The following is a 19,388-nucleotide window of genomic DNA, read 5'->3' on the forward strand; positions in this document are numbered from 1 at the left end:
TCACGCCAGGCTGTCCCGCCACGCCCGGTGCAGATCCGCGAACCGGCCCGTGCCCGCGATCAGTTCGGCCGGGGTGCCGTCCTCGACGATCCGGCCGTGCTCCATGACCAGGACCCGGTCGGCGATCTCGACGGTGGACAGCCGGTGCGCGATCACGACCGCCGTACGGCCCCTCAGCACCGTCGCCATCGCGCGCTGCACGGCCCGCTCCCCGGGGATGTCCAGCGAGCTGGTCGCCTCGTCGAGGATCAGCACCGCCGGGTCGGCCAGCAACGCCCGGGCGAAAGACACGAGTTGACGCTGGCCTGCGGAGATACGGCCGCCCCGCTTGCGGACGTCCGTGTCGTAGCCGTCGGGCAGCGCGCTGATGAACTCGTGCGCGCCGATCGCCTTCGCCGCCCGCTCGATCTCCTCCCGACTCGCGTCCGGCCGCCCGATCGCGATGTTCTCGGCGACCGTGCCGGAGAACAGGAACGCCTCCTGCGTCACCATCACCACCCCGCGCCGCAGTTCCGGCACGGCCAGCTCGCGCAGGTCGACCCCGTCGAGCAGCACCCGGCCCTCGGAGGGGTCGTAGAAGCGGGCGAGCAGCTTGGCCAGCGTGGACTTGCCCGCGCCCGTCGAGCCGACGACCGCGACGGTCTGCCCGGCCGGCAGGTTCAGGTCGAAGCGGGGGAGCACCTCGCCACCGGTGCGGTAGGTGAACCGGACGCCGTCGAAGACGACCTCACGGCCGGGGTGCTCGCCCGGCAGCGGCGGCAGCTCCTTCGGCGCCGACGGCTCCGGCACGGACGGCGTCTGCGCCAGCAGCCCCGCGATCTTCTCCAGCGAGGCCGCCGCCGAGTGGTACGAGTTCAGGAACATCCCGAGCCGGTCTATCGGGTCGTACAGCCGCCGCAGGTACAGCACCGCCGCCGCCAGCACTCCCAGCGCCAGCGAGCCGTCCGCCACCCGGTAGGCGCCCCACAGCACGATCGCCGCGACGGCCGTGTTGGCGACCAGCCGCGAGCCGACGACATAGCGCGCCATCTCCAGCAGGGCGTCGCCGTTGGTCCGCTCGTGCCGCCGGTTCAGCACCTGGAACGCCTCGTCGTTGACGGCCTCCCGGCGGAACGCGCGCACCGGGCGGATGCCGTTCATCGTCTCGACGAACCTGACGATGACCGCGGCGATCGCGGTCGACCGCTTCGTGTAGACCCGCCCGGCCCGCCGCCGGTACATCCGCACCAGCAGGTAGAGCGGCACGAACGAGGCCACCGCCACCGCGCCGAGCCCCAGGTCCAGCCAGAGCAGCATGGCCGAGATGTAGACGAAGGACAGGACGACGGTCACGAGCTCCTGCAACCCCTCGTTGAGGAGCTCGCGCAGCGACTCCACGTCCGTCGTGGAGCGGGAGATGAGCCGGCCCGAGGTGTAGCGCTCGTGGAAGTCGACGCTCAGCGCCTGCGCATGGCGGAAGATCCGGCCGCGCAGGTCGAGCAGTACGTCCTGGTTGACGCGCGCGGAGGCGACGATGAACGCGTACTGGAGCCCGCCGGACGCCACCGCGCACAGCAGATAGCCCACGGCCACCGCGATCAGCGGACCGTGGTCGTGGGCCCGGAACGCCGGTACGGCCCGGTCGATCGCGTACGCCACCAGCAGCGGGCCCGCCTGGACGGCTGCCTGCTGGAGCAGCAGCAGGAGCGTGGTGACGGTGACGCGCGCCTTCATCGGCGCGAGCAGCGAACGCAGCAGGGCGGACGTGGCGCCGGGCGGGGTGGGCAGGACGTCCCGGTCGAAGGGGTCGCCGGTGTTCTCGGAGTGCGGAACTTCCTGGCCGTCGTCGGTGGGGACAGGAGAGGTCGACGTGGTGGACGTGGTCATCGCTCGTCCCCTTGCTGTCCGGCCTGCTCGCCGGACATGAGATGGGCGTACTCGGCGTTCGTGCGCAGCAGTTCGTGATGGGTGCCGACGGCGGCGATCCGGCCGTCGGACAGCAGGGCGACGCGGTCGGCGAGCAGCACGGTGGACGGGCGGTGCGCCACGATCAGTGCCGTGGTGTCGGCGAGCACCCGGCGCAGGGCGGCCTCCACGGCGGCCTCCGTGTGGACGTCGAGCGCGGAGAGCGGGTCGTCCAGGACGAGGAACTCCGGCTTGCCGACGACCGCGCGGGCCAGCGCGAGGCGCTGGCGCTGGCCGCCCGACAGACTGAGTCCCTGCTCGCCGACCTGCGTCCCAGTCCCCTGCGGCAGCGCGAACGCGAAGTCGGCCTGCGCGACGGAGAGCGCCCGCTCCAACTCCTGGGGACCGGCTCCGTCCCCGGCCCCCATGAGGACGTTCTCCCCGACACTCGCGGAGAAGAGGGTGGGTTCCTCGAAGGCGACCGCGACTCGGGTGCGCAGCGCCCGTCTGGGCATCGCGGAGATGTCCTCGCCGTCGAGCGTGATCCGCCCCGCGGTGACCTCGTGCAACCGGGGCACGAGCGCGGTGAGCGTGGTCTTGCCGCTCCCGGTCGCACCGACCAGGGCCATGGACTCCCCGGGCCGGATGTGGAGATCGACGCGATCGAGGACGGGAGGGGAGTCCGAGGGGGCGTCGGGGTAGCGGAAGGTAACGTTGTCGAAGCGGAGTCCGGTGCGCTCGGCGTCCGTCGAACGGGTGCCCGCGGCGGTCTCGGCCTCCGGCTCCTCGTCCATCACCTCGAAGTACCGCTCCGTCGCCGTCGCCGCCTCCTGACTCATCGCCAGCAGGAACCCGATCGAGTCCACCGGCCACCGCAGAGCCAGCGCCGTCGACAAGAACGCGACCAACGTGCCCGCCGACAGGTCCCCGTCCGCGACCTGCACGGTCCCCAGCACCAGCGCCGCCCCGATGGCGACCTCCGGCAGCGTCACGATGACGCCCCAGATCGCCGCCAGCAGCCGCGCCTTGCGCAGCTCCGTCCCGCGCAGCGTCCGCGTCAGCTCCCGGAAGGCCCGCGCCTGGCTCCGGTGCCGTCCGAACCCCTTGATGATGCGGATGCCGAGCACGCTCTCCTCGACGACCGTCGTCAGATCACCGACCTGGTCCTGGGCACGCCGCGCCACCTGGGCGTACCGCTTCTCGAAGACCACGCAGGTCACCATCACCGGCACGGCGGGCCCCAGGATCACCAGCCCCAGCGTCCAGTCCTGCGCCAGCATGATCAGCACACCGACGAGGATCGTCACCCCGTTGACCAGCAGGAACGTCAGCGGGAAGGCGAGGAACATACGCAGCAGCATCAGATCCGTGGTCGCCCGGGACAACAGCTGCCCCGAGGCCCACCGGTCGTGGAAGGCGACCGGCAGCCGCTGGAGACGGCGGTAGAGATCTGCCCGCATCTCCGCCTCCACGTGCGACAACGGCCGCGCCACCAGCCACCGCCGGGCCCCGAACAGCAGCGCCTCCGCGAACCCGAGCAGCAGCAGGTACAGCGCTCCGAGCCGGACGCCCGCCGGATCCCGGTCGGCGACCGGCCCGTCGACCATCCACTTCAGGACGAGCGGGATCACCAGCCCCACACAGGAGGCGAGGACCGCCACGAACGCGGCGGCGGACAGCCGCACCCGCACGGGCCGTACGTACGGCCACAGGCGCAGCAACGTCCGTACGGCGGACCGGTCCTTGGTGGGTGCAGGTTTCGTCGGCATCACGGGCGAGCCTACGGATCGGCACTGACATCGCCCACCGAGTTTCGACCGGGCCCGACTCCTCCGCTGGTCCTACGACCTGCGCGTTCGGGCGACCGAACCCGATGTCACGGCGTGCGCCACCGTCAACCGATCGGCCGAAGCCCGAACCCACCGCGCCGGGCTGGTCAGGAGGCGGGATAGGGCAGCAGGCCGCCCGCGATCCGCTCCCACGACGCCTTCAGCTCGGCGAGCAACTCCGGCTCGTCGGGGGCGCGGTCGGCCTGTTCGCGGGTGTCGGCGGCCAGGTTGTAGAGGTGATCGGTCTTGTTCGCGTCCTGGTAGTACTTCCAGTCACCGCGCCTGAGTGCCCGGTTGGCCCGCACCCGCCAGAACAGGTCCCGCTCGGGCGGCTTGTCGCCCCGCAGCAGGTACCCGGCGAGGCTCGTGCCGTCCAGCGGGTACGCCGGGTCGGGCCGGGCGCCGCCCAGCTCCAGCAGCGTCGCCGTCCAGTCGGGGGAGAAGTTCGGCTCGTGGCTGACCTGGTGGCCGTCGATCCGCGCCGGCCAGCGCACGATCGCCGGCACCCGGATACCGCCCTCCAGAAGCACGAACTTCTGACCACTGAGCGGCCAGTTGTAGGAGAAGCGCTCACCGCCGTTGTCGCTGGCGAACAACACCAGCGTGTTCTCCTCCTGCCCGGAGCGGCGCAGCGCGTCCAGGACCTCGCCGACGGCCGCGTCCAGGCTCTCCACCATCTGCGTGTACTTGGCGACCGAGCCGCCGTCGTAGTGGTTGAGCGCCCTGCTGACCTCGGCCTGACTCTTCGCGGCCCGGATCTTCGCCGCGATCTCGGCGCCCGTCTCGGCGTCGTCCGCGGCGAGCCACGGCCAGTGCGGGGTGGTGAAGTTGAGGTTCAGCAGCCACGGCCTGTCGTGGTCCCGGCCGACGTACTCGACGGCCCGCTCGGTCAGGACATCCGTGTAGTAGCGCAGGTCCTGGTACTCGGCGTCCCCCTCGTAGAGGTCGTGGTCGCCGAGCTGGCCCAGCTTGGAGAAGTACTCCAGCACGCCCCCGTGGTTGCCGAAGAACTCGTCCCAGCCCGACTTGGTGGGGCTGTAGTCGGGCAGCCAGCCGCAGTGCCACTTGCCGATGAGCGCGGTGGCGTAGCCCGCCTTCTTCAGCAGGGAGGCCAGGGTGGGGTGGTTCGGGTCGAGCCCCTGCGTCCGGTCGGCGATGGGCTCCGCGAGCCCGCCCTTCGTACGGCCCGGGTAGCGGCCGGTGTAGAGGCTGAACCGGGTCGGTGAGCAGGTCGCCGACCCCGAGTAGGCGTCGGTGAACCGCACGCCCTGCCGGGCCAGCCGGTCCAGGTGCGGCGTCCTGATGTGCGGGGCGCCGTACGAGGAGAGGTCGGCCCAGCCGAGGTCGTCGCCGAGGATGACGAGGAGGTTGGGGCGCTTGCCGGAGGCGGTGGCGGTACGGGCCTTGAAGGGCCGTTCGGCGGGGGCGGCTTCGACGGCCTCGGCGGCGGTCGTCGTCGCGGCGACGGCGGTCACGGCGCCGCCGCCGACGAGACCACCGAAGGCACGGCGGGATATCTCAGGCATGCGTCTCAGTCGATCAGCGTGCCGATCTCATGGCCAGGAAACACCGGGAGAGTTCATGGCCCTGAAACGTTGCCTCAGCCCACCACCCTCAGCCCACCACCCGCAGCAGCAGCACCGCCCGCGCCGGCATCGTGATCGCCGCCCCTGCCCGGTGTTCCACGCCCGGTGCCCCGGCCTGCTCCTCCCGTGACGTGTCGACGACCACCTCGTACCGGTCCGCCCAGGGCGGCCCCGGCAGCACGAAGCGCACCGGCCGGTCCCCGGCGTGCAGCACCGCGAGGAAACTGTCGTCGAGGATCGCCTCCCCGCGCTCGTCCCGGCCGGGGATGTCCCGCCCGGACAGGTACATCCCGAGCGTGGCCGCCGGCGCGTACCAGTCCCGTTCCGTCATCTCCGTGCCCCGCGCGGTGAACCAGGCCAGGTCCCGCAGCCCGTCCGCCGACTGCGCCCGTCCGGAGAAGAACGCCCGGCGGCGCAGCACGGGATGACGGTGGCGCAGCGCGATCAGCCGGGAGGTCAGGTCGAACAGCGCCTTCCAGCCCGGCTCCTCAAGGAGCCCCCAGTCCACCCAGCTGATCTCGTTGTCCTGGCAGTACGCGTTGTTGTTGCCGCCCTGGGTGCGCCCCAGCTCGTCGCCCGCGACCAGCATCGGCACGCCGGTCGACAACAGCAGCGTGGTCAGCAGGTTCCGCAGCTGGCGCCGCCGCAGCGCCCCTATGCGCTCGTCGTCGGTATCGCCCTCGGCCCCGCCGTTCCACGACCGGTTGTCGTCCGTGCCGTCCCGGTTGGCCTCGCCGTTGGCCTCGTTGTGCTTGCGCTCGTACGACACCAGGTCGCGCAGGGTGAAACCGTCGTGCGCGGTGACAAAGTTGACCGACGCGTACGGCCGCCGCCCGCCCCAGGCGTACAGGTCGCTCGACCCCGACAGCCGGTACCCCATCTCCCGCACATCCGGCAGGGCGTGCCGCCAGAAGTCGCGCACGGCGTTGCGGTAGCGGTCGTTCCACTCCGTCCACAGAGGCGGGAAGGCGCCCACCTGGTAGCCGCCGGAGCCCACGTCCCACGGCTCGGCGATCAGCTTCACCCGCCGCAGCACCGGATCCTGGGCGATGACGGCGAGGAAAGGGGACAGCATGTCGACGTCGTGCATGGAGCGGGCCAGCGCGGCCGCAAGGTCGAAGCGGAAGCCGTCCACGCCCATCTCCGTCACCCAGTAGCGCAGCGAGTCGGTGATCAGACGCAGCACGTGCGGCTGGACCACGTGCAGGGTGTTGCCGCAGCCCGTGTAGTCGGCGAAGCGGCGGGCGTCCGACTGGAGGCGGTAGTAGCCGCGGTTGTCGATGCCCTTCAGCGACAGCGTGGGGCCCAGCTCGCCCGCCTCCGCCGTGTGGTTGTAGACCACGTCGAGGACGACCTCGATCCCGGCCGCGTGCAGGGCGCGCACCATCCGCTTGAACTCGCCGACCTGCTGGCCCGTCGTCCCCGAGGCGGCGTACCCGGCGTGCGGGGCGAAATAGCCTATGGAGTTGTAGCCCCAGTAGTTGCGCAGGCCCCGGCGCAGCAGGTGGTCCTCGTGCGCGAACTGGTGCACCGGCAGCAGCTCGACGGCCGTCACGCCCAGCTTCACCAGGTACTCGATCGCCGCAGGGTGCGCCAGACCGGCGTACGTGCCGCGCAGCTCCTCGGGTATACCGGGGTGCAGCTTGGTGAAGCCCCGTACGTGCAGCTCGTAGATGACCGAGTCCGCCCACGGCGTCTTGGGCCGGCGGTCGTCCATCCACTCGTCGTCGGGGGCGTCGTCGTGGACCACGACACCCTTCGGGACGTACGGCGCCGAGTCACGGTCGTCGCGCACGGTGTCGGCCACCTGCTGCTCCGGCCAGTCCCGGACGTGCCCGTACACCTCCGGCGGCAGCCGGCTGTAATCATTTCCCTTGGCGCCGTCCACCGCGCGCGCGTACGGGTCGAGGAGCAGCTTCGCCGGGTTCCAGCGGGCGCCGGTCCACGGGTCCCAGCGGCCGTGCACCCGGTAGCCGTAGCGCCGGCCCGGCATCACGCCCGGCACGAAGCCGTGCCAGATCTCGTGCGTCAGTTCGGTCAGTCGCGCCCGGGTCTCCCGCCCCCGTTCGTCGAACAGGCACAGCTCGACCGCCTCGGCCCCGCCCGCCCACAGCGCGAAGTTGGTGCCCGCCACTCCGTCCGGGCCGACCCGGAAGCGGGCGCCCAGCGGCATCGACGTACCCGGCCACACGGGCACGGCGGGCGGCGGTGCGGCGCGGCGCGCGCCGTTCACGACGACGGCGGGGCGTTCGCCCTCGGCCACCGCCTCCTGTTCGGCTGCGCTCGACACTGGTCAGCCTCCCGCGGCTCGTGGTCCCGGGATGGGAGGGGGCACACCACCCCGCCCCCAGGAGCCGGCTCGTGAGCACGGGCGCGGCTCCCCATCACGTCGTCCTTCCCACTGTTCTGCCCAGCACATGGGTCGCACTCACGTTTCCCTGAGGCGGGCCCGCTCGTTGGGGATCACGTGAGGCGAGTTCAAGGGCGCGCACGGCGCGCGAGGGCCGTGCTGGCCGCCGTAGTGACATGGGCAGGACTGCTGGCCGGGGCCACCGGCTGCACAGCGGACCCCGGAGGGAGCGACGCGGGCGGGGTGTTCGGCAAGGGGCCGGCGCCCGAGGAGGTCATCAAGGTCTCCCCGGGCGACGGCCGGAAGGGCGTACGCCCCGACCGGGCGCTGCGCATCCGGGTGCCCGGCGGGAGCCTGGAGTCGGTGAAGGTCGTCAGGTCGCGCGACGCGCAGGACACCCCGGTGCCCGGGCGGATCTCCGCGGACGGCACCAGCTGGGCGCCCGACGAGAAACGGCTCGCGCTCGCCGCCCGGTACACGATCGACGTGGTCGCCCTGGACGACGAGGGCCGCCGCTCGGCCCGGCACACCACGTTCACGACGCAGGTGCCCGACGAGCGCTTCATCGGATACGTCAGCCCCGAGAACCGCTCCACCGTCGGCACCGGGATGATCGTCTCCCTGGAGTTCAACCGGGAGATCACCGACCGTGCCGCCGTCGAACGCGCCGTGCGGGTCACCGCGAAACCGGCCGTCGAGGTCCGGCCGCACTGGTTCGGCACCTCCCGCCTCGACTTCCGCCCCGAGCGCTACTGGCAGCCCGGCACCCGGGTCACCGTCGCCCTGAACCTCCGGGACGTCGAAGGGGCGAAGGGCGTCTACGGGTTGCAGGAGAAGACGTTCTCCTTCACCGTCGGCCGCCACCAGGCCTCGCTCGTCGACGCGGCCAAGCACACCATGGAGGTGCGCCGCGACGGCGAAGTCCTCGCCACGGTGCCCATCACGGCGGGCGCCCCCAAGACGACGACGTACAACGGGAAGATGGTCGTCACCGAGATGTTCGAGCTGACCCGGATGAACGGCGCCACGGTCGGCTTCAAGAAGAAGAACGGCAAGGGCGAGTACGACATCCCGGACGTCCCGCACGCCATGCGGCTCACCGACTCCGGCACCTTCCTGCACGGCAACTACTGGGCGCCGGACGCCTTCGGCCGGGTCAACGTCAGCCACGGCTGCGTCGGCCTCAGGGACGTCAAGGGCGGAAGCGCGGACACGCCCGCGGGCTGGTTCTTCGACCGCAGCCTCATCGGCGACGTCATCGAGGTCGTCAACAGCAAGGACAAAGAGGTCGCTCCAGACAACGGGCTCGGAGGCTGGAATATGGGTTGGAACGAGTGGAAGGCGGGCAGTGCGCTGAAGTAACCCCCCAGGGGGGAGGCTTGCACGAAGTTTCTGATCAAGTTGGGACTGAACGGTGACAATCTTGGACCGCCCGGGCCCCTGACCTTGTGGTTAATATGCGCCAGGCGCGCGGGGACGCGCCGGCGTGTGGGCCTGACCGGGCCCGGGGGAGGGGAGAGCAGAGTTGAACGTGCGACCGATATCGGGGGCGTCGGTTGACGCGCGCGGGCGTGGCCGCAGCAAGGGGGTCCTGGCGCTGATACTCGGCGCCCTGCTGCTCGCGGTCACCGCGTGCGGCGGGGGCGACTCGGACTCGGGATCCAGCGGGGGGAAGGGCAAGGACAAGGACGCGTCCGCGCAGAGCAAGCAGTCGGAGGCGGTCGTCACGATCGCCCCGAAGGACGGCACCAAGTCCGTCGACACCAACGGCGCCCTCAAGGTCAGCGCCGCCAAGGGGAAGCTGACCTCGGTCGAGGTCAAGAACGCCAAGGGCGAGAAGGTCGACGGGAAGATATCCGCCGACGGTGCCGGCTGGACGCCGGCCACGCACCTGGCCGCCGCCACCACGTACAAGGTGCACGCGGTCGCGAAGGACTCCGAGGGCCGCACGGCCGCCGAGGACGCCTCCTTCACGACCCTCACCCCGCAGAACACCTTCATCGGCGCCTTCACCCCCGAGGACGGCTCCACGGTCGGCGTGGGCATGCCGTTCTCCCTCCGCTTCACCCGGGGCATCACCAAGCCCGAGGACGTCGAGAAGGCCGTCACCATCAAGACCGAGCCGGCCGTCGAGGTCGAGGGCCACTGGTTCGGCAACGACCGTCTCGACTTCCGGCCCGAGAAGTACTGGAAGTCCGGCACCAAGGTCACCGTGAACCTCAACCTGGACGGCGTCGAGGGTCGCCCCGGCGTCTACGGCGAGCAGGACAAGACCGTCTCCTTCACCATCGGCCGCGAGCAGGTCTCCGTCGTCGACGTCGACAAGCTCACGATGAAGGTCCAGCGGGACGGCAAGGTCATCAAGACCATCCCCGTCACCACCGGCAAGCCCGGCATGGAGACCTGGAACGGCCAGATGGTCATCAGCGAGAAGCTCAAGGTGACCCGCATGAACGGCGAGACGGTCGGCTACGGCGGCGAATACGACATCAAGGACGTCCCGAACGCCATGCGCCTGACCACCTCCGGCACCTTCCTGCACGGCAACTACTGGGGTGGCGGCGCCTTCGGCAACTACAACGCCAGCCACGGCTGCATCGGCCTGCGCGACGTCCGCGGCGGCTACGACGGCGGCACGCCGGCCGCCTGGTTCTTCAACCGCTCCATGGTCGGCGACGTGGTCGTCGTCAAGAACTCCAACGACCGGACCGTCGACCCGGACAACGGGCTCAACGGCTGGAACATGTCGTGGGAGAAGTGGAAGGCGTGAGCCTGTCCTGACGCGAGTCCGACGTGAGCGGCCCCGGTGTGAGGTAAGGCACCGGGGCCGTTGCCGTTGGCCACGGTGCTGTGTCTGCCTGGGGGACAACCCCCAGACCCCCGGCCGAGTGTGAGCGACCGCACCCCACCAGGTCCCGTTAGCCCCCGTTAACCTGCCTGCATGACCGTGAATCTCGAAGTAGCCGAGGGTGTCGGCACGCTGCGTCTCGACCGCCCGCCCATGAACGCGCTGGACATCGCCACCCAGGACCGTCTCAAGGAGCTCGCCGAGGAGGCCACGCGCCGTGACGACGTGCGGGCCGTGGTGGTCTACGGCGGCGAGAAGGTGTTCGCGGCGGGCGCGGACATCAAGGAGATGCAGGCCATGGACCACGCGGCGATGATCGTGCGCGCCCGTGCCCTGCAGGACTCGTTCACGGCCGTGGCCCGCATCCCCAAGCCGGTGGTCGCGGCCGTCACGGGCTACGCGCTGGGCGGGGGCTGCGAACTCGCCCTCTGTGCCGACTTCCGCATCGCCGCGGACAACGCCAAGCTCGGCCAGCCGGAGATCCTGCTCGGCCTGATCCCGGGCGCGGGCGGCACCCAGCGCCTGTCCCGCCTGGTCGGCCCGTCCAAGGCCAAGGACCTGATCTTCACCGGGCGGATGGTCAAGGCCGACGAGGCGCTGACGCTGGGCCTGGTGGACCGGGTGGTCCCGGCCGCCGAGGTCTACGAGCAGGCGCACGCGTGGGCCGCGAAGCTGGCGCAGGGCCCCGCGATCGCGCTGCGCGCGGCGAAGGAGGCGATCGACACGGGCCTGGAGACGGACATCGAGACGGGCCTCGCGGTGGAAAGGAACTGGTTCGCGGGCCTGTTCGCGACGGAGGACCGGGAGCGCGGAATGCGCAGTTTCGTCGAGGAGGGCCCGGGCAAGGCGAAGTTCCTCTGAGTTTGTGAAAATCCGCCGATTCACTTGCAATTGACGGAGTGCCTGATCCGGGTCCCTCGATGGGGCGGTTTATGGGAACCTTAAGGCGACCTTAAGCCTGCCTTGTCGAGGGAGTTCGTCGATTGCCTCCGGTGGAGCCGTCGTCGCAGGTCAGCGGGGATTTATCGGGCCCCGAAATGCCGTTGGCACATGTCAACCGCATCGCGTGGAGCGGCGGCTTCCAGGGGGCGCATTCCGCCGGAACGGCCCCGGAGGGTACGCGTGACGGCCATGATGGGGGCATGGCGGGGCTGGAGGGTATCGAACAGCCGCGGGGGCACGGGCGTGTGGCCGCGGCGCGCTGGTCGCCGACGGTGGAGGACGAACGGGCGCTCAAGGCAATCGAGTTGTTCGGCAATCCCACGGAGGCGGAGGTTCCGCTGCCGTCCCGCCCCGAGTCGGCGGCCACGGCCCGCCGACTGGCCCAGGTGGTCGTCCTGCGTCAGTGGGGCCTGACCCCGAAGATGACGGAAGACGCTGTGTTACTCGTCTCCGAGCTCGTCGGCAATGCCGTACGCCACACCGGCGCCCGGGTCTTCGGCCTCCGTATGCGACGCCGCCGCGGCTGGATCCGCGTCGAGGTCCGCGATCCCTCGCGCGGGCTGCCGTGTCTGATGCCGGTTCAGGATCTGGACATCAGCGGGCGGGGGCTTTTCCTCGTCGACAAGCTCTCCGACCGGTGGGGCGTCGACCTGCTGCCGCGCGGCAAGACGACGTGGTTCGAGATGCGGGTCGCCGACCGCTGACGCGCGGGCGCCCTCCGCGCGGGCGCCACCCCGGACGACGGGCCGCCAATCGGATCAATCGCCCCATTCGCGGCAAAGCACCCCTTAAATGGTGCGGGTGACCACGACCGACCGCCGTACGGCGCTTCGCGCGGGAGCCTGCCTCGCCGCCGCGGGCGCGCTCGCCGCAGGGTGTGCCACGCACGGCGCCGTCGCCCACCCCGAACGGGCCGGGAGCACCACACCGCCCACCGACCGGGCCAGGGCCGCCTCACCGCCCGCGCCCGCCACCGCGACCCCAGCCCCTACTCCCCGCCTGTTCCCCCACGCGGCGGCCCAGATCACCCACGGCCCCCGCGACCGCCCCCGCGTCGCCCTCACCTGCCACGGCCAGGGGGACCCCGAGCTCGCCCGCGCCCTCCTCGCCGCCGCGGAGACCCACGGCGCGCGGCTGACCGTCCTGGCCGTCGGCAGCTGGCTGGACGCACACCCCGAGCTCGCCCGCCGCATCCTCGACGGCGGCCACGACCTCGGCAACCACACCCAGCGTCACCTCGACGTCAACGCCATGTCCGAGGCGGAGGCCGAGCGGGAGATCATCGACTGCGCACAGCGGCTGCGGCGGCTCACCGGCTCCATCGGCACCTGGTTCCGCCCCTCCCGCGCCGCCCGCGCCTCCCCGCTCGTGGAGCGGCTGGCCCGAGCCGCGGGCTACCCGCACGTCCTGTCGTACGACGTCGACTCCCTCGACTTCACCGCACCCGGCGCCCCCGCCGTCGCCCGCAAGGTCCTCGGCGAGATCCGCAACGGGTCCGTGGTGAGCCTGCACCTCGGGTACGCGGACACGGTCGCCGCCCTCCCCGCCGTACTGGAAGAACTCGACCGCCGCGGACTGCGCGCGGTGACCACCACGGAGCTGATCGGCTGATGCACCGCCACCTCGTGAAGCGCACCCTCCTCGCCGGTGCCGTCCTCGTCGCCCTCGCCGCCTGCGGCACCGAGTCCAAGGACCGGCCGGACGAGGCCCGCGCCACCAAGGCGGCCGTACCGGCACCGCCGAAGAAGAAGCAGGTCCAGGGCCTGCCCGGTATGCCGCCCGTCCTCGACCCCGAGGACGTCTACGCGGCCGACCGCCCGGGCCGGCTGTCCCCGGTGGTCAAGGACTTCCCGTCGCGGGTCTACGTCCCCAACACCGAGTCCGACACCGTCACCGTCATCGACCCGAAGACGTACGAGATCATCGACACCCTCCACGTGGGCCGCCAGCCCCAGCACGTCGTACCGTCCTGGGACCTGAAGACCCTGTGGGTCAACAACAACCGCGGCCACACCCTCACCCCCATCGACCCCAGGACGGGGAAGGCGGGCAAGGCGGTGGAGGTGCACGACCCGTACAACCTCTACTTCACACCGAACGGCAAGTACGCCGTCGTGATGGCGTCCCTCGACCGCGAGCTGGTCTTCCGCGACCCGCACACCATGGAGCGGAAGAAGACCGTCCCGGTCTCCTGTTACGGCGTCAACCACGCCGACTTCTCCCTCGACGGCCGCTACTTCATCGTCTCCTGCGAGTTCAGCGGTGAACTGCTCAAGGTCGACACGGAGAAGATGACGGTCGTCGGCCAGCAGAAGCTGCCCTTCGAGGGCGCCATGCCGCAGGACGTGAAGGTCTCGCCGGACGGGAAGCGGTTCTACGTCGCAGACATGATGGCCCACGGCATGTGGGTGCTCGACGGAGACACGTTCTCCAAGCCGACCCTCCTGCCCACCGGCAAGGGCTGCCACGGGCTGTACGTCAGCCGGGACTCCCGCGAGATGTACGTCTCCAACCGCGGTGAGGGCACGATCTCCGTCTTCGACTTCACGCAGAACAAGCTGACCAAGAAGTGGCACCTGCCCGACGGCGGCAGCCCCGACATGGGCGGTGTCTCGTCCGACGGCAAGGTTTTGTGGCTGTCGGGCCGTTACAACGCCGAGGTGTACGCCATCGACACCCGCACCGGCACCCAGCTCGCCCGCATCCCCGTCGGCGGCGGCCCGCACGGCCTCTCCGTCTACCCGCAGCCGGGCCGCTACTCGCTCGGCCACACCGGCATCTTCCGCTGACGCACGGTCAGTTGACACGCCGCCGGACGGGTGACGGTCCCCGGCTTGCCGCCCCGCAGCCGGGATCGTGCCTCGCATGATCACAACTCGCCTGCGGCGGCGGGCCGCTGCCGCCGTCCTGTCCCTCGCGGCCGTCCTCACCACGACGGCCGTGTCCGACGCCCGACCCGCCCAGCCCGCTCGACCCGCCCAGCCCGCCAGGGCCGCCGCGGCCCCGGCCTGCCCCCAGTTCGACGACCCGGTCAAGGCCGCCGTCGACCGCCGCGTCGACGTCGCCCGGATCACCCCGAAGCCGGTGTGGCGCAAGACCTGCGGCACGCTCTACCGCAGCGACGGCCGCGGCCCCGACATCGTCTTCGAGAAGGGCTTCCACCCGAAGGACGTCATCGACGGCCAGTACGACATCGAGCAGTACGTCCTGGTCAACCAGCCCTCCCCGTACGTGTCGACGACGTACGACCACGACCTGTACAAGACGTGGTGGAAGTCGGGCTACAACTACTACATCGACGCCCCCGGCGGAGTCGACGTCAACAAGACCATCGGCGACACCCACCGCTGGGCCGACCAGGTCGAGGTCGCCTTCCCCGGCGGTATCGACCGGAAGTACATCATCGGCGTCTGTCCGGTGAACAAGACGACCAAGGTCGAGATCATGAGCGGCTGTCAGAGCAATCCGCACTTCGAGGCCTGGCACTGAGCAGCGCCTCCGCCCCCACCGGGCGGTAGCCGGCCGCCTGGAACGCCCGCATGCTGCGGGCGTTCCCCGGCGCGACCTGCGCCCACAGCGGCTCGGCGACGAGATGGCGGGCCGCGGTCACCAGCGACCGCCCCAGCCCCCGGTGCCGTACGTCCTCGTCGATCTCGACCGACACCTCCAGCCGGCCGGCGACCCCGCGCCCCACCACCAGCACCCCGCCCTCGGCGGTCCAGACGCGCACGTCGTCACGGCGTCGGCGGGCGTAGACCACGCGGGGATGCCCGGCGTCCTCGATCTCCCGCAGCGCGAGCGGCGGGCCGCCCGGCAGCGGGGAGCCGACCAGGACCGCGTCGACGGTCTCGCAGGTGCGTCCCGTGCGCTCCAGGAGGGCCGCATGGAACCGCGGGTTCATGGGCGCGGCCAGCGCGTCGCACTCCACCGCCGCCAGCGTCTCGCGCACCCACCGGGGATCCTCGTCGGTGAAGACGACGGCGTGCGCGGTGAAGGCGACGACCCCCGCGTCCCGGGGGGAGTGCTGCGGCACCACGGTCGTGCCGCCGTCCGCCGGCGGGAAGACACCCCGCGCCGCCGCGTCGAGAATGTCCCGCAAGGTCTCCGCCACGACCGGGCTCCCGCTCCTTGAGTCTCCACCCACTGGAGGGTCCAGACTCGCAGACATGATCGAAGACGGCACCGGACTTCTCACCATCGGCGAGCTGGCGCGGACCACCGGACTGACCGTGCGCACCATCCGCTACTGGTCCGACGAGGACGTCCTGGCCCCGGTGGCCCGTTCGGCGGGCGGCTACCGCCTGTACGACGCCGGGTCGGTCGCCCGCCTGGAGCTGATCCGCACCCTGCGCGAGCTGGGCCTCGGCCTGGACGACGTCCGCAGGGTGCTGGCGGGGGAGCGGACGGTCGCGGAGGTCGCGGCGGCGCACGTGGCCGCGCTGGACGCGCAGATCCGCTCGCTGAAGGTGACCCGTGCGGTGCTGTCGTCCGTGGCACGACGCGGTTCGACCGCAGAGGAGACGACATTGATGAACAAGCTGGCACGGCTCTCGGCCGCCGAGCGGAGCCGGATCGTCGAGGACTTCATGGCGGAGGTCTTCGAGGGGCTCGACACGACCGACCCCGACATCCGCCGCCGTCTGCGGTTCGCCCCGGCGGACCTGCCCGACGACCCCACACCCGAGCAGGTGGACGCCTGGGTGGAGCTCGCCGAGCTGATCCAGGACCCGGAGTTCCGGGCGACCATGCGGCGGGCGGTCGAGTTCAACGCGGCGGACCGGGGACCGGACGTGCCGCCGGGCACGTCCCTGTGGTTCATGAGCCGGCTGGTACAGCTGGCCGGCGAGGCGCTGCGCGACGGCGTCGCCCCCGAGGCACCGGAGGCGGGCGACATCCTGGGCGGGCTGCTCGGCGACGCCGACCCGAACGCCGTACTCGAACGCCTGGCGGCCGCCACGACCGCGCAGCTCGCCCGGTACCGGGAACTGTCGGCCGTCGTGAGGGGCCTCGAACCCCAGCCGTCGTACGAGCAGGAGTTCTCCTGGGTGGTCGCTGCGCTGCGGGCCCGCGCGGGCCGTTAATCTGACCTGCGGCAGTAAGCCAGCAAGCCAGTAGAAGTACGACGGAATGGGGCGCATCGGTGGCGGACATCGACGAGGCACGCAAGCAGTTCGAGCGGATCGATACGGACGGTGACGGCTTCATCACCGCTGCCGAGTTCAAGACCGCCCTGGCCCAGCAGGGTGACTGGAACGTCACCGACACGGTCGCCGAGGCGATCATCAAGAGCCGCGACCTGAACGGCGACAAGCTGCTGTCGTTCGACGAGTTCTGGGCTTACCTGAACAAGTGACGCGCACGGAAGGGGGGCGCCCGCTCGGGGCGCCCCCCTTCGTCATGCCCTGAGTCCGTCCGCCCGGTGCTCGATCCGCACGCTCCACCGGCCGCCGTGCCGCTCCAGCGCCAGCGGCAGGTCGAAGCACGTGCCGACCTGGTCACCGGTGAGGACCTCGGCCGCCGGTCCCCGCGCCAGGGTGCGTCCCTCGCGCAGCAGCAGGGCGTGGGTGGTGTGCGGCGGGAGTTCCTCCAGGTGGTGGGTGACCAGGACGGTCGCCAGACGCGGATGGGCCTCGCGCAGGGTGCCCAGCGCGTCGATCAGCCGCTCGCGGCCCGGCAGGTCCAGGCCCGTCGCCGGTTCGTCCAGCAGCAGGAGCCGGGGCTGCGGCATGAGCGCGCGGGCGATCAGGGTCCGGCCGCGCTGACCTTGCGAGAGCGTCGGCCAGCGCGCCTCGCGGTGACTGCTGAGCCCCAGGGTGTCGATCAGGCGGTCGGCCCGGACCCGTTGTCCGGGTGTCGGCCGCCAACGCGGCAGCGGCGCCACGGAGTTGGTCAGCCCGGTCAGGACGACGTCGCGGACGCGCAGCGGTTCGGTGAGCGGGTGACGGGGGTCGACGTGGCCCACGTACGACCTGAGCTCGCGCACGTCGACACGGCCCAGCCGGTGGCCCAGGACGTCCACGGTGCCCCGCGTCGGGTGGACCCGGGCGCCCAGCAGGGCGAGCAGGGTCGACTTGCCGGCGCCGTTGGCCCCGAGGAGGGCCCAGTGCTCGCCGGGGCGCACCGTCAGCGACACCTCCTGGAGGATCGGCCGGCCGTCACGCACCAGGTGGACGTCCTCGGCGCGCAGGACGTCCGTCATCGCGCCGCCCGGTTCACCGCGGACAGGACCGCCCGGACCGAGGCGGCGAGCGTCGAGGAGTCCTCGGCGGCGCCCCAGGCCGTGGCGCCGTTCGCACGGCACTCGGCGTAGGCGACGCCTGCGTCCGCGGCGAAGTCGAGGACGTCCACCGTGAACCCGGCGCCCGCCAGCGCGTCCACGAAGGCGGTGAGGGGGCCGTTGCCGGTGCCCTCGTGGTCGCCGGTGCGGTCGCCGGTCTGGAGGGTGCAGACGAAGCGGTGGACGCCGGGCGCCTCCTGGTGGGTGGACCAGGCGTGGAGCTGGACCTCGCCCTCCGTCAGGTACGCGGCCCGGAACAGCTCGTACAGCTCCTTCGGCGTCGCCTCGCGCCCGCTGCCGTCCGTGGCCTCCTGCACGACCCGCGAGAAGTCGGGCCGCATCCGCTCGGGCAGGTCCAGGCCGTGGTGCGTGCGCAGCAGGTACGCCACTCCGCCCTTGCCCGACTGCGAGTTGACCCGGATCACCGCCTCGTACGACCGGCCCACATCGGCCGGATCGATCGGCAGGTAAGGCACCTCCCACGGCGCCTGCCCCTCCGGCACCCCCAACGCGGCGGCCCTCTCGGCGTGGTGGGCCAGGCCCTTGCTGATCGCGTCCTGGTGGGTGCCCGAGAACGCCGTGTGGACCAGCTCGCCGGCGTACGGGTGCCGTGGGTGCACCGGCAGCCGGTTGCAGTGCTCGACCGTCTCCCGGACCGCGTCGATGTCGCCGAGGTCGACCATGGGATCGACCCCCTGGGCGAAGAGATTGAGGGCCAGCGTCACCAGGTCCACGTTGCCCGTGCGCTCTCCGTTGCCGAACAGGCAGCCCTCCACGCGCTGCGCCCCCGCCAGCACGGCGAGTTCGGCGCAGGCGATGCCGGTGCCACGGTCGTTGTGCGGATGGACGGAGAGGATCACGCAGTCCCGGCGGGCCAGGTTGCGGTGCAGGTACTCGATCTGGTCGGCGTAGACGTTGGGCGTCGCGATCTCGACGGTCGCGGGAAGGTTGTGGGTGACCGGGCGGTCGGGGCTCGCGTCCCACAACTCCGTGAGGCCGTCGCACAGTTCGAGGACGAAGTCCGGCTCGGTGAGGTTGAAGGTCTCCGGGGAGAACTGGAACCGGATTCCGGGAGAGTCGCCCGCCCGGCGCGCCATGTGCGCGGCCGCCTCGCGCACCGTCCGCCACACCTCGCGCCGGTCCCGGCCGAGGACGACGTCCCGCCACACCGGAGAGGTCGCGATGTACAGGTGCACCACCGCCCGCGGCAGCCCCTCGACGGCCTCGAAGGTGCGGTCGATCAACTCCCGCCGGGCCGGGGTGAACACGACCGGCGTGACGTCGTCCGGCACGGCGCCGGTGGTCACCAGATGCCGTACGAAGTCGAAGTCCGTGCGGCTCGCGGAGGGGTAGCCGACCTCGATCTCCTTGAAGCCCATGCCGGTCAGCAGATCGAAGAAGCGGCGCTTGCGGGGCGTGTCCATCGGCTCGGCGAGCGCCTGGTTGCCGTCGCGCAGGTCGACCGGGACCCAGAGCGGGGCGCGCTCGATGCGGGCGGTGGGCCAGGTGCGGTCGGACCCGGTCACGGGCACGTGCACGCGCTCGTGGAAGGGGCGGTAGCGGTGGTGGGGCATGGGGCTGGGGCGTTGCGGGTTCCAGAGGGTCTTCATCGACGGTCGCTGCCTTCGGCTCGGTCGGACGGTGACCGGCAGCACGGCGACCCGCGGCGGGG

The 19,388-nt window shown here is 71.5% G+C and carries 16 protein-coding genes; 9 read left to right on the plus strand and 7 right to left on the minus strand.

The window, feature by feature from the left end:
- From ACFYWX_RS09680 to glgX, 4 genes are all read right to left on the minus strand, one after another.
- Window positions 1-1,866, minus strand: a complete 1,866-nt coding sequence (locus tag ACFYWX_RS09680; RefSeq protein WP_389423432.1) for an ABC transporter ATP-binding protein — start codon at window positions 1,864-1,866, stop codon at window positions 1-3.
- Window positions 1,863-3,653 (minus strand): ABC transporter ATP-binding protein, encoded by a 1,791-nt coding sequence (locus tag ACFYWX_RS09685; RefSeq protein WP_389423433.1) that lies wholly within the window; start codon window positions 3,651-3,653, stop codon window positions 1,863-1,865. The genes ACFYWX_RS09680 and ACFYWX_RS09685 overlap by 4 nt, the downstream gene beginning before the upstream one ends.
- Window positions 3,654-3,820: 167 nt before the next feature.
- A complete protein-coding gene (locus ACFYWX_RS09690; RefSeq protein WP_389423434.1) occupies window positions 3,821-5,239 on the minus strand; it encodes a sulfatase in 1,419 nt (472 codons plus the stop codon).
- An 88-nt stretch (window positions 5,240-5,327) separates the two neighbouring features.
- Window positions 5,328-7,589, minus strand: coding sequence for a glycogen debranching protein GlgX (gene glgX, locus ACFYWX_RS09695; RefSeq protein ID WP_389423435.1), 2,262 nt, complete (start codon window positions 7,587-7,589; stop codon window positions 5,328-5,330).
- 177 nt (window positions 7,590-7,766) lie between these two features.
- Between glgX and ACFYWX_RS09700 the strand changes: the two genes are divergently transcribed.
- The 7 genes from ACFYWX_RS09700 to ACFYWX_RS09730 all read left to right on the plus strand — a co-directional run bounded on the left by ACFYWX_RS09700 (window position 7,767) and on the right by ACFYWX_RS09730 (window position 14,928).
- The gene (locus tag ACFYWX_RS09700; RefSeq protein ID WP_389423436.1) at window positions 7,767-9,011 is read left to right on the plus strand and encodes an Ig-like domain-containing protein; all 1,245 of its coding nucleotides are present in this window, start codon (window positions 7,767-7,769) and stop codon (window positions 9,009-9,011) included.
- A 163-nt stretch (window positions 9,012-9,174) separates the two neighbouring features.
- Window positions 9,175-10,419 (plus strand): Ig-like domain-containing protein, encoded by a 1,245-nt coding sequence (locus ACFYWX_RS09705; protein WP_389423437.1) that lies wholly within the window; start codon window positions 9,175-9,177, stop codon window positions 10,417-10,419.
- Window positions 10,420-10,590: 171 nt separating this feature from the next.
- On the plus strand, window positions 10,591-11,358 hold the full coding sequence (locus tag ACFYWX_RS09710; protein ID WP_389423438.1) for an enoyl-CoA hydratase/isomerase family protein: 768 nt from the start codon (window positions 10,591-10,593) through the stop codon (window positions 11,356-11,358).
- Between the two features lie 281 nt (window positions 11,359-11,639).
- A complete protein-coding gene (locus tag ACFYWX_RS09715) occupies window positions 11,640-12,143 on the plus strand; it encodes an ATP-binding protein (RefSeq protein ID WP_389423439.1) in 504 nt (167 codons plus the stop codon).
- 88 nt (window positions 12,144-12,231) lie between these two features.
- Window positions 12,232-13,050 (plus strand): polysaccharide deacetylase family protein, encoded by an 819-nt coding sequence (locus tag ACFYWX_RS09720; RefSeq protein ID WP_389423440.1) that lies wholly within the window; start codon window positions 12,232-12,234, stop codon window positions 13,048-13,050.
- Window positions 13,050-14,228, plus strand: a complete 1,179-nt coding sequence (locus ACFYWX_RS09725) for a YncE family protein (protein WP_389423441.1) — start codon at window positions 13,050-13,052, stop codon at window positions 14,226-14,228. Before ACFYWX_RS09720 ends, ACFYWX_RS09725 begins: the two co-directional genes overlap by 1 nt.
- 76 nt (window positions 14,229-14,304) lie before the next feature.
- On the plus strand, window positions 14,305-14,928 hold the full coding sequence (locus ACFYWX_RS09730) for an ADP-ribosyltransferase (protein WP_389423442.1): 624 nt from the start codon (window positions 14,305-14,307) through the stop codon (window positions 14,926-14,928).
- Here the strand turns inward: ACFYWX_RS09730 and ACFYWX_RS09735 are convergent.
- Window positions 14,882-15,550 (minus strand): GNAT family N-acetyltransferase, encoded by a 669-nt coding sequence (locus ACFYWX_RS09735; protein ID WP_389423443.1) that lies wholly within the window; start codon window positions 15,548-15,550, stop codon window positions 14,882-14,884. The genes ACFYWX_RS09730 and ACFYWX_RS09735 overlap by 47 nt on opposite strands.
- A 55-nt stretch (window positions 15,551-15,605) precedes the next feature.
- On the opposite strand from ACFYWX_RS09735, the gene ACFYWX_RS09740 reads away from it, so the two are divergent.
- Window positions 15,606-16,520 (plus strand): MerR family transcriptional regulator, encoded by a 915-nt coding sequence (locus tag ACFYWX_RS09740; RefSeq protein WP_389423444.1) that lies wholly within the window; start codon window positions 15,606-15,608, stop codon window positions 16,518-16,520.
- Between the two features lie 59 nt (window positions 16,521-16,579).
- Window positions 16,580-16,792 carry an EF-hand domain-containing protein gene (locus tag ACFYWX_RS09745; RefSeq protein WP_389423445.1) on the plus strand — a complete coding sequence of 71 codons (213 nt, stop codon included), beginning with the start codon at window positions 16,580-16,582 and terminating at the stop codon, window positions 16,790-16,792.
- Between the two features lie 42 nt (window positions 16,793-16,834).
- Here the strand turns inward: ACFYWX_RS09745 and ACFYWX_RS09750 are convergent, their stop codons facing one another.
- Window positions 16,835-17,638 (minus strand): ABC transporter ATP-binding protein, encoded by an 804-nt coding sequence (locus ACFYWX_RS09750; RefSeq protein WP_389423446.1) that lies wholly within the window; start codon window positions 17,636-17,638, stop codon window positions 16,835-16,837.
- On the minus strand, window positions 17,635-19,326 hold the full coding sequence (locus ACFYWX_RS09755; protein WP_389423447.1) for a 2-isopropylmalate synthase: 1,692 nt from the start codon (window positions 19,324-19,326) through the stop codon (window positions 17,635-17,637). The genes ACFYWX_RS09750 and ACFYWX_RS09755 overlap by 4 nt, the downstream gene beginning before the upstream one ends.
- Window positions 19,327-19,388: the final 62 nt, after the last annotated feature.

The organism is Streptomyces sp. NPDC002888 (assembly GCF_042888465.1).
Taxonomy (GTDB): domain Bacteria; phylum Actinomycetota; class Actinomycetes; order Streptomycetales; family Streptomycetaceae; genus Streptomyces.

Excerpts from the sequence above, each read along its gene's own strand:
- ACFYWX_RS09710 (WP_389423438.1), top strand. The coding sequence starts at position 10,591 with ATGACCGTGAATCTCGAAGTAGCCGAGGGTGTCGGCACGCTGCGTCTC.
- ACFYWX_RS09685 (WP_389423433.1), bottom strand. The coding sequence starts at position 3,653 with ATGCCGACGAAACCTGCACCCACCAAGGACCGGTCCGCCGTACGGACG.
- ACFYWX_RS09680 (WP_389423432.1), bottom strand. The coding sequence starts at position 1,866 with ATGACCACGTCCACCACGTCGACCTCTCCTGTCCCCACCGACGACGGC.
- ACFYWX_RS09690 (WP_389423434.1), bottom strand. The coding sequence starts at position 5,239 with ATGCCTGAGATATCCCGCCGTGCCTTCGGTGGTCTCGTCGGCGGCGGC.
- ACFYWX_RS09730 (WP_389423442.1), top strand. The coding sequence starts at position 14,305 with ATGATCACAACTCGCCTGCGGCGGCGGGCCGCTGCCGCCGTCCTGTCC.
- ACFYWX_RS09740 (WP_389423444.1), top strand. The coding sequence starts at position 15,606 with ATGATCGAAGACGGCACCGGACTTCTCACCATCGGCGAGCTGGCGCGG.
- ACFYWX_RS09725 (WP_389423441.1), top strand. The coding sequence starts at position 13,050 with ATGCACCGCCACCTCGTGAAGCGCACCCTCCTCGCCGGTGCCGTCCTC.
- ACFYWX_RS09755 (WP_389423447.1), bottom strand. The coding sequence starts at position 19,326 with ATGAAGACCCTCTGGAACCCGCAACGCCCCAGCCCCATGCCCCACCAC.
- ACFYWX_RS09715 (WP_389423439.1), top strand. The coding sequence starts at position 11,640 with ATGGCGGGGCTGGAGGGTATCGAACAGCCGCGGGGGCACGGGCGTGTG.
- ACFYWX_RS09720 (WP_389423440.1), top strand. The coding sequence starts at position 12,232 with ATGGTGCGGGTGACCACGACCGACCGCCGTACGGCGCTTCGCGCGGGA.
- ACFYWX_RS09750 (WP_389423446.1), bottom strand. The coding sequence starts at position 17,638 with ATGACGGACGTCCTGCGCGCCGAGGACGTCCACCTGGTGCGTGACGGC.